Annotated in this window: 15 protein-coding genes and 2 tRNA genes; 3 read left to right on the forward strand and 14 right to left on the reverse strand. The window is 65.9% G+C overall.

What is annotated here, in order from left to right; translation table 11 throughout:
• Positions 1-80 precede the first annotated feature (80 nt).
• The 10 genes from WDB66_RS08730 to WDB66_RS08775 form a co-directional block, all read right to left on the reverse strand.
• Complete coding sequence (locus tag WDB66_RS08730; protein ID WP_339398172.1) at positions 81-485, reverse strand: YchJ family protein; 405 nt, start codon at positions 483-485, stop codon at positions 81-83.
• 4 nt (positions 486-489) lie between these two features.
• On the reverse strand, positions 490-1812 hold the full coding sequence (locus WDB66_RS08735; RefSeq protein WP_339398173.1) for a c-type cytochrome: 1323 nt from the start codon (positions 1810-1812) through the stop codon (positions 490-492).
• Complete coding sequence (locus WDB66_RS08740; protein WP_339398174.1) at positions 1809-2543, reverse strand: c-type cytochrome; 735 nt, start codon at positions 2541-2543, stop codon at positions 1809-1811. Before WDB66_RS08740 ends, WDB66_RS08735 begins: the two co-directional genes overlap by 4 nt.
• Before the next feature lie 111 nt (positions 2544-2654).
• Positions 2655-3428, reverse strand: a complete 774-nt coding sequence (gene pcaD, locus WDB66_RS08745; RefSeq protein ID WP_339398175.1) for a 3-oxoadipate enol-lactonase — start codon at positions 3426-3428, stop codon at positions 2655-2657.
• 3 nt (positions 3429-3431) lie between these two features.
• Positions 3432-4637, reverse strand: a complete 1206-nt coding sequence (gene pcaF, locus WDB66_RS08750) for a 3-oxoadipyl-CoA thiolase (RefSeq protein WP_339398176.1) — start codon at positions 4635-4637, stop codon at positions 3432-3434.
• 11 nt (positions 4638-4648) lie between these two features.
• Entirely contained in the window at positions 4649-5287 is a 639-nt protein-coding gene (locus WDB66_RS08755; RefSeq protein WP_339398177.1) for a 3-oxoacid CoA-transferase subunit B, read from the reverse strand.
• Complete coding sequence (locus WDB66_RS08760) at positions 5284-5955, reverse strand: 3-oxoacid CoA-transferase subunit A (RefSeq protein WP_339398178.1); 672 nt, start codon at positions 5953-5955, stop codon at positions 5284-5286. Before WDB66_RS08760 ends, WDB66_RS08755 begins: the two co-directional genes overlap by 4 nt.
• Before the next feature lie 93 nt (positions 5956-6048).
• Positions 6049-6984, reverse strand: coding sequence for a catechol 1,2-dioxygenase (gene catA, locus WDB66_RS08765; protein WP_339398179.1), 936 nt, complete (start codon positions 6982-6984; stop codon positions 6049-6051).
• A 75-nt stretch (positions 6985-7059) separates the two neighbouring features.
• The gene (gene catC, locus WDB66_RS08770) at positions 7060-7350 is read right to left on the reverse strand and encodes a muconolactone Delta-isomerase (RefSeq protein WP_339398180.1); all 291 of its coding nucleotides are present in this window, start codon (positions 7348-7350) and stop codon (positions 7060-7062) included.
• Between the two features lie 4 nt (positions 7351-7354).
• Entirely contained in the window at positions 7355-8542 is a 1188-nt protein-coding gene (locus tag WDB66_RS08775; RefSeq protein WP_339398181.1) for a muconate/chloromuconate family cycloisomerase, read from the reverse strand.
• Positions 8543-8691: 149 nt separating this feature from the next.
• Here WDB66_RS08775 and WDB66_RS08780 point away from each other — a divergent pair, with 149 nt between their 5' ends.
• From WDB66_RS08780 to WDB66_RS08790, 3 genes are all read left to right on the forward strand, one after another.
• Complete coding sequence (locus tag WDB66_RS08780; protein ID WP_339398182.1) at positions 8692-9684, forward strand: LysR family transcriptional regulator; 993 nt, start codon at positions 8692-8694, stop codon at positions 9682-9684.
• Positions 9685-9890: 206 nt separating this feature from the next.
• Positions 9891-10178 (forward strand): CopG family ribbon-helix-helix protein, encoded by a 288-nt coding sequence (locus WDB66_RS08785; protein ID WP_339398183.1) that lies wholly within the window; start codon positions 9891-9893, stop codon positions 10176-10178.
• Positions 10178-10462 carry a type II toxin-antitoxin system RelE/ParE family toxin gene (locus WDB66_RS08790; RefSeq protein ID WP_339398184.1) on the forward strand — a complete coding sequence of 95 codons (285 nt, stop codon included), beginning with the start codon at positions 10178-10180 and terminating at the stop codon, positions 10460-10462. The genes WDB66_RS08785 and WDB66_RS08790 overlap by 1 nt, the downstream gene beginning before the upstream one ends.
• A gap of 69 nt (positions 10463-10531) precedes the next feature.
• On the opposite strand, the gene WDB66_RS08795 is transcribed toward WDB66_RS08790, so the two are convergent.
• The 4 genes from WDB66_RS08795 to rplM all read right to left on the reverse strand — a co-directional run bounded on the left by WDB66_RS08795 (position 10532) and on the right by rplM (position 11690).
• Positions 10532-10607, reverse strand: a tRNA-Ile gene (locus WDB66_RS08795).
• Between the two features lie 152 nt (positions 10608-10759).
• Positions 10760-10834 (reverse strand) — tRNA-Gln (locus WDB66_RS08800).
• Between the two features lie 24 nt (positions 10835-10858).
• Complete coding sequence (rpsI, locus tag WDB66_RS08805; RefSeq protein ID WP_339398185.1) at positions 10859-11251, reverse strand: 30S ribosomal protein S9; 393 nt, start codon at positions 11249-11251, stop codon at positions 10859-10861.
• Positions 11252-11261: 10 nt separating this feature from the next.
• Positions 11262-11690, reverse strand: coding sequence for a 50S ribosomal protein L13 (rplM, locus tag WDB66_RS08810; RefSeq protein ID WP_339398186.1), 429 nt, complete (start codon positions 11688-11690; stop codon positions 11262-11264).
• Positions 11691-11921: the final 231 nt, after the last annotated feature.

Here is an 11921-nt window from a genome sequence, read left to right on the forward strand (position 1 = left end):
AAACGCCACCGCTTCCTCACCCCTTTCGAGGTATTCTTTCACCACTCACGCGTTGCACTTCGCGGTTGAATCCGCCGGGTTTATTCGGTGATATCGCCATCCAGGTAATACCAGCGCCCATCCACACGCGCGAAGCGGCTGAGTTCACGCAGGCGTTGCGCAGGTTGGCCGCCGTGGCGGAAGCGGGCGGTGAAGCGCACGCGGGCATGGTCGGGGCTGTCGATATGGTGTTCGTGCACATCCAGGCCGAGCCAGCGCAGGCGGGCCGCGGGGTCGTCTTCCAGATCCAGCGTGGCCGGGCGGGTGTCGGGATGCCAGGTGGCGAGCAGGTAATCCGGCAAGCGGCGGGCGTAGGCGCTGTAGCGCGAACGCATCAGCTGCGCGGCATCGGTCGCGCTCGCAGCGCCGCTGTGCAGCGGCCCGCAGCATTGCGCATAGGCATGCTGCGGGTTGCACGGACACGGATCGGCCGGAGGTTTTTTCATGCGTTCAATCCAGCGGCAGTGAACGCACCGCGCGCAGCTGCGAATGTGTGATCGCGCTGGCGTCGTTGCCCCAGCTGCCGCGCACATGGTTGAGCAGGGCGACGAGGTCATCTTCGCCGAGCTGATCGATGAGGGGCGGCATCGTGTGCGGGGCGGGGTTGCCGGCGGTCACCGGTGCGGCGGCACCGAACAGCGTGACGCGGATCAGGTTGACCGGATCGGCGGCCATCACGCTCGGGTTGCCGGCCAGCGGCGGATAGATGCCGTCGCGGCCACGGCCGTCATCACCGTGGCAATCGGCGCAGTGGCGCTGGTACAGCGCGGTAACCGGGCCGCCGGCGAGCGAACGCGCACGCACGACCGGGCCCAGGCGCAGGGCATCGCGCTGCGAGGGCACGATACGCGGTGGCGGCAGGCTGGTGATGTAGGTCGCGATCGCCTCCGCATCACCGGAGCTGAGATGTTGCAGGCTGGAATAGATCACTTCGGCCATCGGGCCGTAGGCCCCGCCATGGCTGGCGGTACCGGTGCGCAGATAGGTCGCCAGGGAGTCGATGTCCCAGCGCGCCAGCGCCTGGCTGTTGAGTGCCGGCGCATACCAGCCCTGCCCCGGAATCCGGCTGCCGGACAGATGCGTTTCACGCGAGAGCGAGCCGTAGGCGGCACGTTCGCCGTGACACATATCGCAGTGGCCCAGGCCTTCTACCAGATAGCGCCCGCGATTCCAGGCCTCGCCCTGCCCCGGCACCTCGCGCAGCGGTTGCGGGCGGTGGAACAGCATGCGCCAGGCCAGCAGGGCGCTACGCCACGAGGCCGGTGAGGTCAGGGTGTTGGGCGGCGGCGTGCTGGCCACTGCCGGCTGCTGTTTGAGCCAGGCGAAGATTGCGTCGACATCGGCGATTTCCAGATGCTGGAAGTTCTGGAACGGGAACGCCGGATACAGCAGGCCGTTCGGCCCCACGCCGTGCTTCATCGCGTGGCGGAACTGGGCCGTGGTCCAGCGCCCGATGCCGGTTTCCATATCCGGCGTGATGTTGCTCGAATACAGCACGCCGAATTCCGTCGGGAAGGCGCGGCCGCCGGCCAGCGGTTCGCTGCTGCGGGTGCTGTGGCAGGTGACGCAGTTGCCGAGCGTGGCCAGGTATTCCCCGCGCGCCACGGTGGCGGCATCGGTTGCAAGCGGCTGGCTTTCCACACCCTTGGGCACGCGCAGCGCCTCGAAACCACCCTGCGCGCCGATCAGCACACCGCCGACCGCCAGCAACAAGGCAAGCAGCGGAAAGCCCAGGATCAGCACCCACCAGCCACGACGTGGTGCGACGCTCATGGTGTTACTCCCGTCTGCGGATCGAAGTGTCCGGTGCCACCGCAGGCCAGCGGCAGTGGCCAGCTTTCCGCAGGTGCCGGGCGGTCTTCGGCCGCCACCGGCAGGCCCGAGAGATAGGTCGATACCAGGCGGATGTCGCCATCGCGCAGATGCCCGACCACCTCGGCCATGCAATCCGGCGCCAGCGAGTGGCGCGCGCCGGTGAGCCAGCCGCCCAGCTGCGCGATCAGGTAATCGGTGGGCAGTCCGGCCAGCGCCGGGATGCCGGGTTCCATGCCGGCCAGGGTCGGGCCGTGGCAGGCAGCGCAAGCCGGCTGGCCACTGGCCGGATCACCGTCATGTACCAGCTGCCGGGCGCGTGCCAGCGCCTGGCCCTGCAACGGCGCGCTGGCGGCATGGGTGGGCGGCACCAGTTCCTGTTCGGCATAGAACACGGCGATGCGCGCCAGCCAGGCGTCATCCCAGTTGCGCATCAGATAGACCATCTGCGGGTAATGCCGGCGGCCGTCGCGGAAACCCTGCATCTGCGCGAACAGGTAACCGGCCGGCTTGGCCGCCAGGTGCGGGTAGTACTCGGCGCCGGGCGCGCCTTCGCCGCGTTCGCCATGGCAGGCGGCACAGGCGGCCAGGCGCTGGATCATGCCGGCATCGTCGATGCTGTCAGAGGCGGCGGCGGCCAGCGGCACGCACGCGAACAGCAGTGCGATCAGAAGGGAAATGGGGGTTTTCATCGCGCATCAGGATACTGCCGAACGCCTCGAACCGGCAGCTTGCGCGATGCCGTGCAATGGCATGCGGAATGCGCACCAAGCCTGTCGCAGCGCCGGCCTGCAGCGGTGCGCTCAGCGCAGGAAATCCAGCAGCTTCACATTGAAAGCTTCGGCCGATTCGATGTTGACGATATGCCGGCCCGGCAGCGCAACGTGGTGGCCTTCGGTGACGGCATCGGCGATGGCCTGCAGATCGGCCGGGGTGCAGACCGGGTCGTCATCACCGGAAATGGCCAGCAGCGGATTGGCGATGCGTGCCAGATCGGCGCGCAGATCGGCAGCGGCAAGTGCGGCGCAGCAGCCGTTGTAGCCTTCCGGCGATACCTCGGCAAAACGCGCCAGCACGGCCTGCACTGCATCCGGTTCGCGCGCGATGAAGTCCGGCGTGAACCAGCGATCAGCGGTGGCCGGCACCAGCGCGGCCAGGCCGTCGCGTTCGACCTGCGCGATGCGCGCCTGCCAGCCTTCGGCGCTGCCGATCTTCGCGGCGCTGGCGCAGATCACCAGCTTGTCGAAACGTGCGCCGGCGTGGATGCCGAGCCACTGTCCGACCAGACCACCGATCGACAGGCCGCAGAAGTGCGCGCGCTCGATCTTCAGCGCATCCATCAGGGCCAGCACATCGCCGCCCAGATCGGCCAGCGAATAGGGCGGCGGCGGCGTGCCGGAGCGGCCGTGTCCGCGGCGGTCGTAGCGCAGCACGCGGAACTGCGTCGACAGCGCCTGCGCCTGTGCATCCCACATCGACAGATCGGTGCCGAGCGAATTGCACAGCAGCAGCCACGGGCCATTTTCGCCGTCGATGCGGTAGTGCAGCGAGTGAGTCGGGAGTTCAAGCATGGTCATGGTTCAGACCCGCTCGATGGCCAGCGCCAGCCCCATGCCCACGCCGATGCACAGCGTGGCAAGACCGAGGCGGCCGCCGGAGGCTTCCAGCTGGCGGGTCAGCGTCAGCGCCAGGCGCGCGCCGCTCATGCCCAGCGGATGGCCGAGCGCGATGGCGCCGCCGTTGGCATTCACCTGAGGTGCGTCATCGGGCAGGCCGAGGCCGCGCAGCACCGCCAGCGACTGGCTGGCGAAGGCCTCGTTGAGTTCGATCGCATCGAAATCCCCGATCTTCAATCCCAGCCGCGCCATCAGCTTTTGCGTGGCCGGCACCGGGCCGATGCCCATCACGCGCGGTTCCACCCCGGCCGCCGCCATGCCCAGGATGCGGGCGCGCGGGGTCAGGTTGAAGCGTTTCACCGCATCCTCGCCGGCGATCAGCAGTGCTGCGGCGCCATCGTTGATGCCCGACGCATTGCCGGCGGTGACGCTGCCGTCGGTGAACAGCGGGCGCAGCTTGGCCAGCGCCTCGGCACTGGTGCTGGCGCGCGGATGTTCGTCGTTTTCGAACTCGACGGTTTCGCCACGGCGCGCACCGGGCACGGTGACCGGCACGATTTCCCCGGCGAAGAATCCGGCCGCCTGCGCGGCAGCGGTGCGCTGCTGGCTGCGCAGCGCGAAGGCGTCCTGGTCTTCACGCGAAATGCCGTGCTCACGGGCGACGTTCTCGCCGGTCTGCGGCATGCTTTCGGTGCCGTAGCGCGCGTCCAGTTGCGGGTTGACGAAGCGCCAGCCCATCGTGGTGTCTTCCAGCTGCTGGTTGCGGCCGAACGCGGATTCCGCCTTGCCGATCACGAACGGCGCGCGGCTCATCGATTCGACCCCGCCGGCGATGGCCAGCGCCATTTCCCCGCCACGGATCGCGCGCGCCGCCTGCCCGACCGCTTCCAGCCCGGAAGCGCAGAGCCGGTTCAGCGTGACACCCGGCACCGATACCGGCAGGCCGGCCAGCAGCAGGCTCATGCGTGCCACGTTGCGGTTGTCCTCGCCGGCCTGGTTGGCGCAGCCGTAGAACACTTCTTCGATCGCCTGCGGGTCCAGCCCGGGATTGCGCGCCAGCAGCGCACGGATCGGCAGCGCGCCCAGATCGTCGGCGCGGATCTGCGCCAGTGAGCCGCCATAGCGGCCAATCGGGGTCCGTACCGCATCGCAGATGTAGGCGTGGGTCATGTCGTGCTCCTTCAGGCCATGTCCAGCGCCAGGCCGGTGAGGCGGCGCAGATCATCGAGGGAAACACCATCCACCAGCTCGATCACGCGCGCGCCCTCGGGGCCGAGCGCGATCACGCCGTGGTCGGTGTAAAGACGCGAGACGCAATGCAGGCCGGTCAGCGGATAACTGCATTCGGCCACGAGCTTGCTTTCACCCTGCTTGGTCAGCAGATCCATCATCACGAACACCTGCTTGGCGCCGATTGCCAGATCCATCGCGCCACCGACAGCGGGAATCGCACCCGGTGCGCCGGTGCTCCAGTTCGCCAGATCGCCATGCACCGAGACCTGGAAGGCGCCCAGCACGCAGATATCCAGATGCCCGCCACGCATCATCGCGAACGAGTCGGCGTGATGGAAAAACGCGCCGCCGGTGCGCAGCGTGACCGGCTGCTTGCCGGCATTGATCAGGTCCGGATCCTCCTCCCCGGCAGCGGGCGCCGGGCCCATGCCGAGCAGGCCGTTCTCGCTCTGCAGGAAGATTTCCTTTTCCGCCGGCAGGTAGTTGGCCACCATCGTCGGCAGGCCGATGCCCAGGTTCACGTAGGCGCCTTCGGGAATATCGCGCGCCACGCGCTGGGCGATCTGTTCGCGGCTCAGTCTGCTCATGCCTTGTCTCCTGCTGCGACGACGCGCTGCACGAAAATGCCCGGCGTGATGATGTGTTCCGGATCCAGCGCGCCCAGTTCCACCACCTGCGCCACCTGCGCGATCGTGGTGCGTGCCGCCATCGCCATCAGCGGGCCGAAGTTGCGCGCGGTCTTGCGGTAAACGAGGTTGCCCCAGCGGTCGCCGTGATGGGCCTTGATCAGCGCGAAATCGGCGTGGATTGGGTATTCGAGCACATGGTCGCGACCATTGATCTGGCGGGTTTCCTTGCCGGCGGCCAGCTCGGTGCCGTAGCCGGTGGGCGTGAAGATCGCGCCCAGACCCTGGCCGGCGGCCTGGATGCGGGCGGCCAGATTGCCTTGCGGCACCAGTTCCAGCTCGATCTCGCCGGCGTGATAGGCGGCATCGAAATGATGCGAATCCAGCTGCCGCGGGAACGAACAGATCACCTTTTTCACCCGCTTGTTGGCGATCAGCGCAGCCAGGCCGGTATCGCCGTTGCCGGCATTGTTGTTGACGATGGTCAGCCCGCGCGCACCGTGCTCGATCAGCGCATCGATCAGCTCGTCGGGCATGCCGGCGGTGCCGAAGCCTCCGATCATCACGGTGGCGCCATCAGGAATGTCGGCCACCGCGCTGTGCAGGGTCCAGGTCGATTTGTCGATCATGATGCAGCCTCCTGCGGGGAGATGTCCGCCTCGCCGGCGGCAGGTGGAATGGCGGCGCGGCGGTACGGTCAACCCGCACCGCCACGCCGGGACTCAGGCAGCGGCTTCAGCGCGCTGGCGCTGCACCACCTGGTTGTCGCGCCCCTGCACCAGATCGGTGAGGCGGATGTCGAACACGATTTCCTGGTAGGCATCACCCTTCAGGCCGAGCGCCTGGCCACCGCTCTTGGCGCTCACCGGCGGCACCAGTCCTTCGCGCGTGGCGTAGGCGAAGTCGTCCCAGGTCAGCGGATCGCCTTCGATGTTGAACTGGGTGGTCAGCTTGCGATGAGCATCGCTGCTGATGAAGAAATGCACGTGCGCCGGACGGTTGCCGTGGCGGTTGAGCACGTTCAGCAGCTGCTGGGTGGCGCCCTGCGGCGGGCAGCCGTAGCCGTTCGGCATCAGGGTGCGGAATTCGTAGCTGCCATCGGCAGCGGTCTTGACCGCACCGCGCAGGTTGAACGGCGTATGTTCGCAGGTCGGATCGAAGTGCGAGTAGAAGCCGTGCGAGTTGGCATGCCAGCACTCGACCACGGCACCGGCGACCGGCTTGCCGTCACCGCCGCTGACCACGCCCTTGATCACCAGCGGGGCGGCGTTGGCGTCGTCATCCAGATCGATCTTCGACAGGCTTTCGCGCACCGGCGCACCGGCCACGTAGAGCGGGCCTTCGATCGTGCGCGGGGTGCCGCCACTGATGCCCAGCGCCTCGTCCTCGGCATCCATGCGGATGTCCAGGTACTTTTCCAGGCCCAGACCTGCGGCCAGCAGTGCGGATTCGCCATCGCTGCCGAGCTTGTTGACGTAGTTCACGCCGGCCCAGACCTCGTCGGCGCTCATGTCCAGATCATCGATCGCCTTGAATAGGTCCGACAGCAGCCGGTGCAGGATCTGCTTGACCCGCACATTGCCGCCTTCGCCTTCGATGTTGCTGGCGGCTTTCAGCAGGTCCTGGACTTCCTTGGTGTCAAATACCTTTACGCTCATTTCTATTTCTCCCTGGGGTGCTTGTCTGGCTGCCGGGGCTCCGGGTTTGCGGGCGTGCGGCATGCGGCGGAACGGTCAGCGGTCGTCCTCGTGGATCGAGGAAGGATGGCGGCACAGCGGGGTGACTTCGATGTGCATGTAGGGGAACAACGGCAGGCCGGTCAGCAGGTCGTGCAGCTCCTGGTTGTCGGCCACATCGAAGATGCTGTAGTTGGCGTATTCGCCGGCGATGCGCCAGATGTGGCGCCATTTGCCGGCACGTTGCAGCTCGTGCGAATAGGCTTTCTCGGTGGCCTTCAGGCGCTCGGCCTGGGCCGGGTCCATGTCGGACGGCAGGTGCACGTCCATGCGTACGTGAAAGAGCATCGGTCTATTTCTCCGGGTGGGTGGCGGCCACCGACACGCTCTTGCGGGCAGCGTCGCGGCGGAAGAACTGGACGCGGTCCTCGTCCAGCGTGATGCCAAGGCCGGGAGCCGATGGCACGGTGAGTTGGAAATCGCTGTAATCCAGCGGCTGGGCCAGGATTTCCTCGGTGATCAGCAGCGGGCCGAACAGTTCGGTGCCCCACTGCAGCTGGGTGAAGGTGGCGAACACGTGCGCCGAAGCGATGGTGCCGACCGCGCCTTCCAGCATCGTGCCGCCGTACAGCTCGATGCCGGCGGCATCGGCGATCGCGGCCACGCGCAGCGCGTTGGACGGGCCGCCGGACTGTTCGATCTTGACCGCGAACACATCAGCGCCGGCGTTCTTCGCGATCTCGAAGGCCGATTCGGGGCCGTGCAGTGATTCATCGGCCATCAGCGCGACCGGGAAGCGGCGCATCAGACGGCCCAGCGCGGCGGCACTGGCAACCGGCTGTTCAACCAGCTCGCAACCGGCATCGGCCAGCGCGGCCATGCCCCAGGCGGCTTCGGTTTCGCTCCACGCCATGTTGACGTCGACCCGCACCGCGCCGCGTTCACCCAGGGCGCGCTTGATCGCGGCCACGTGGGCGATGTCCTCGCGGATCGGACGCGCGCCGATCTTGAGCTTGAAGATGTTGTGGCGACGCACATCGAGCATGCGCTCGGCTTCGGCGATGTCCTTGGCGGTATCGCCCGAAGCCAGGGTCCAGGCCACCGGCAGGCGCTCGCGACGGCGCCCGCCCAGCAATTCGGACATCGGCAACCCGGCGCGCTGGCCCTGCGCATCCAGCAACGCGGTTTCGACCGCGCTCTTGGCGAAACGGTTTTCCTTGACCATCTTGCCCAGGCGCGTCATGACCGCCTGCACCCGGCTGGCGTCCTGGCCGCGCAGCACCGGCGCGAAATAGGTGTCGATCGCCAGCTTCATGCCTTCCGGGCTTTCGCCGCCGTAGGCCAGGCCGCCGATGGTGGTGCCCTCGCCGACACCGACGATGCCGTCAGAGCAATGCACCCGTACCAGCATCAGGGTCTGGCCGACCATCGTGGCCACCGACAGGCGGTGCGGGCGGATCGTGGGCAGATCCACGATCAGGGTTTCGATCCGCTCGATCAGCGGCGCGGAGGAAGCGGGGGATGTCAGGACGGCGTTCATGCTGCCGATTTATGCGCCTCCGATACGGGCACGTCCAAGACTATTTTTGTGTCATACGATACCTTGAAGGTATTCTTTGACTGTAACTACTTATAGTTCGATGTTATTGCAGCGCACAATTCCCGACTTGTATTGAAATGGAGGCAGCCATGGATCTGCGCCAACTGCGCTACTTCGTCGCCGTGGCGCGCGAGCGCAACTTCACGCGCGCCGCCGCCGCGCTGCACATCGCGCAACCGCCGCTGAGCCGTCAGATTCAGCTGCTGGAGGAAGAACTCGGGGTGGAGCTGATTTCACGCCGCAGCCGCCCGCTGCGCCTGACCGAGGCCGGCCGACTGTTCCACGAACAGGCGTTGCAGATCCTGGGCCGCGTGGAACAAATGAAGATCGCCACACGCCGTGCCGGCAAGGGTCAGCGCAGCGTGCTGTCGATCGGATTCGTCGCATCCACGCTGTACGGCGGCCTGCCGCTGCTGGTGCGCAAACTACGCCAGCACTCACCGGAACTGGACATCCAGCTGCTGGAAATGATGTCGCTGCAGCAGATCGAAGCACTCAAGACCGGCCGCATCGACATCGGCTTCGGACGCATCCGCAGCAGTGATCCGGCAGTTGAGCGCACCGTCTTGCGCGAGGAGTGCCTGCTGGTCGCGATCCCTCCGGACACGCCCTTGGCGGCCACCGATGCGCCGATTCCATTAGACCAGCTGGCCGGCACCACGCTGATCGTCTACCCGAAGGAACCGCGCCCCAGCTTCGCAGACCAGGTGTTGAACCTGCTGAATGAACACGACGTGCGCGTGGGCCAGATCCAGGAAGTACGCGAATTGCAGACCGCGCTGGGCCTGGTCGCCGCCGAGTCCGGCATCTGCATCATCCCCTACGCCGCCCGTCTGCTGCGCGCCGGCCTGCACTACCGCCTGATCGACCACGAACGCGCCACCTCGCCCATCATCCTGAGCCACCGCGTCAACGACCACTCGCAGCACATCGTGCTGATCAAACGCCTGCTGGGCGAACTCTACGCCGAACCCGCGCCCTGGCTGGACAACAGCGCCAACGGCTCGCCGGAACCTTCACCCCACCCGCAACACGACCTGGACACCGCGTTGAAACCGCATCAGCGCACGCGGAAAGCGTGATTGCGAATGGTGGGCCCAGCGCGATTCGACGCTGCAACCCAAAAACCGTGAACCGGTATTGGAGTCCGCGCGCTGCTCAAACAGCGCCGAAGATCGCGGAGGGCGTCGGCACAGCCTTACGTCTGATAGTGGCAAAAACCTGACCCTGGCGGACGGAGTCATCGTGCTACATTGCACGATACGTGTAACACATGGAGGAGATGCCCGTGAGCGATGCCACTTTTACTTTCCGGGTTGATGAAGGTTTGAAGGCAGAATTCGCCAATGCCGCGAAAGCCCGCGACCGCACCGGAGCCCAGCTTCTGCGCGATTTCATGCGCAGTTACGTGGCCCAGCAGGAAGAAGCACAGCAATACGATGCCTGGCTGGCGAAGAAGGTCGAGCAGTCGCGGGCGTCTGCTGAGGCGGGCAACCTGATTCCCGCTTCCGATGTCGAAGCCCGCTTTGCCGCCCGCCGCGCAGCGACCCGCGCCCGCATGCCTGCACCTGAATGATGGAGCTGCTATGGACGCCAGAAGCCATCAGGGATCGTGAACACATCTACAGCTACATCGAGGAAAACAACCCTCTGGCTGCCCTGTCACTTGATGACCTGATATCAGAAAGAACAGCAGCGCTCCGGGACTACCCCAGAATGGGACGCTCCGGGAGAACTGCAGGCACCTTTGAGCTGGTCGTCCACAGCAGCTACATGGTCGTGTATGAAATCGTGGAAACGCAGGTGCGAATCCTGAATGTCGTGCACACTGCGCGGCAGTGGCCACCGCTTGCAGGTTGAACACCCCAATGCCCTACTCCCGGCGGGAGAAGGAAAGGCCAGCCGGATGATGTAGCTGATCAGGAACAATGGTGGGCCCAGCAGGACTCGAACCTGCAACCAAAGGATTATGAGTCCTCTGCTCTAACCATTGAGCTATAGGCCCGGCGGGGTCTTCATCGCGGCCGGTATTGTGCCGGATATGCGGGGCCGGCCCAAGCGCAGGAATGCGCAGGTTGCCCGGATGCGATGCACGTCGTGCCGAACGGGACGGATCGCAGGCAAAGAAAAACCCGCCGTGAGGCGGGTTCTTCGATTTGGCAGCCCCGGATGGATTCGAACCACCGAATGCCTGAGTCAGAGTCAGGTGCCTTACCGCTTGGCGACGGGGCTGTAGAACAGGTTGCGGCGTGCAGTTTAGCGCTTGGAGAACTGCGTTGCACGACGCGCCTTGTGCAGGCCGACCTTCTTGCGCTCGACTTCGCGTGCGTCACGGGTCATGAAACCGGCACGGCGCAGATCGCCCTTCAGGTTCTCGTCGTAGTCGACCAGTGCGCGGGCCAGGCCCAGACGGATCGCGCCGGCCTGACCGGTGGTGCCGCCGCCTTCAACCGTGACCAGCACGTCGAACTTGTCGCCCATCTGGGTCAATTCCAGCGGCTGGCGCACGATCATGCGTGCAGTCTCGCGGCCGAAGAACTGGTCCAGCGGACGATGGTTGACGGTGATCGTGCCCGAGCCCGGACGCAGGAACACGCGGGCGGAGGAGGACTTGCGACGGCCGGTGCCGTAATTCTGCTGAAGTGCCATGATCGTCTACTCAGATGTCCAGCACTTGCGGCTGCTGGGCGGTGTGCGGATGGTTCGGGCCGGCATAGACCTTGAGCTTGCGGAACATCGCACGGCCCAGCGGGTTCTTCGGCAGCATGCCCTTGACGCCGGTCTCGATGACGCGCTCGGGGTGACGCTCCAGCGCCTGCCCGAGGGTCTCGGTCTTCAGGTTGCCGATGTAGCCGGTGAAGCGGTGATACTTCTTGTCGGCCAGCTTGTTGCCGGTGGTGTGGATCTTCTCGGCGTTGATCACGACGAGGTAGTCACCGGTGTCCACGTGCGGGGTATAGACGGGCTTGTGCTTGCCGCGCAGGCGGATGGCGAGCTCGGAACACAGGCGACCCAGCGTCTTACCGCTGGCGTCGACCACGTACCAGTCGCGCTTGACGGTTTCGGACTTGGCGCTGAAGGTCTTCATGACGGCTTCCAGAAATCTGTGGTGCTTGCGAAAAGCAAGGCGAAAGACGCGGAATGATAGCCGGACTTTTCGCCCGGATCAACATTGATCGCGAAACTTGGGGATGATGCAGGCCATGCGGCCCTGCAATCCTGTGTGCGGCGGATGCAGCCCAGCCGACAGGGCCGGCCATTCTAGCCTGCCTGTGGCCGCTTGCCAAGACATGCCGATCAGAAAGATGTCTGTCGGCCG

It is taken from the genome of Denitratimonas organivorans, assembly GCF_037478135.1.
Classification (GTDB): domain Bacteria; phylum Pseudomonadota; class Gammaproteobacteria; order Xanthomonadales; family Xanthomonadaceae; genus Denitratimonas.

What these genes read in the sequence shown, in the direction of transcription:
- WDB66_RS08760 (WP_339398178.1), bottom strand. Translation starts at nt 5,955, where the DNA reads ATGATCGACAAATCGACCTGGACCCTGCACAGCGCGGTGGCCGACATT.
- WDB66_RS08755 (WP_339398177.1), bottom strand. Translation starts at nt 5,287, where the DNA reads ATGAGCAGACTGAGCCGCGAACAGATCGCCCAGCGCGTGGCGCGCGAT.
- WDB66_RS08775 (WP_339398181.1), bottom strand. Translation starts at nt 8,542, where the DNA reads ATGAACGCCGTCCTGACATCCCCCGCTTCCTCCGCGCCGCTGATCGAG.
- WDB66_RS08735 (WP_339398173.1), bottom strand. Translation starts at nt 1,812, where the DNA reads ATGAGCGTCGCACCACGTCGTGGCTGGTGGGTGCTGATCCTGGGCTTT.
- catC (WP_339398180.1), bottom strand. Translation starts at nt 7,350, where the DNA reads ATGCTCTTTCACGTACGCATGGACGTGCACCTGCCGTCCGACATGGAC.
- WDB66_RS08730 (WP_339398172.1), bottom strand. Translation starts at nt 485, where the DNA reads ATGAAAAAACCTCCGGCCGATCCGTGTCCGTGCAACCCGCAGCATGCC.
- pcaF (WP_339398176.1), bottom strand. Translation starts at nt 4,637, where the DNA reads ATGACCCACGCCTACATCTGCGATGCGGTACGGACCCCGATTGGCCGC.
- rplM (WP_339398186.1), bottom strand. Translation starts at nt 11,690, where the DNA reads ATGAAGACCTTCAGCGCCAAGTCCGAAACCGTCAAGCGCGACTGGTAC.
- pcaD (WP_339398175.1), bottom strand. Translation starts at nt 3,428, where the DNA reads ATGACCATGCTTGAACTCCCGACTCACTCGCTGCACTACCGCATCGAC.
- rpsI (WP_339398185.1), bottom strand. Translation starts at nt 11,251, where the DNA reads ATGGCACTTCAGCAGAATTACGGCACCGGCCGTCGCAAGTCCTCCTCC.
- WDB66_RS08780 (WP_339398182.1), top strand. Translation starts at nt 8,692, where the DNA reads ATGGATCTGCGCCAACTGCGCTACTTCGTCGCCGTGGCGCGCGAGCGC.
- WDB66_RS08740 (WP_339398174.1), bottom strand. Translation starts at nt 2,543, where the DNA reads ATGAAAACCCCCATTTCCCTTCTGATCGCACTGCTGTTCGCGTGCGTG.
- catA (WP_339398179.1), bottom strand. Translation starts at nt 6,984, where the DNA reads ATGAGCGTAAAGGTATTTGACACCAAGGAAGTCCAGGACCTGCTGAAA.
- WDB66_RS08790 (WP_339398184.1), top strand. Translation starts at nt 10,178, where the DNA reads ATGGAGCTGCTATGGACGCCAGAAGCCATCAGGGATCGTGAACACATC.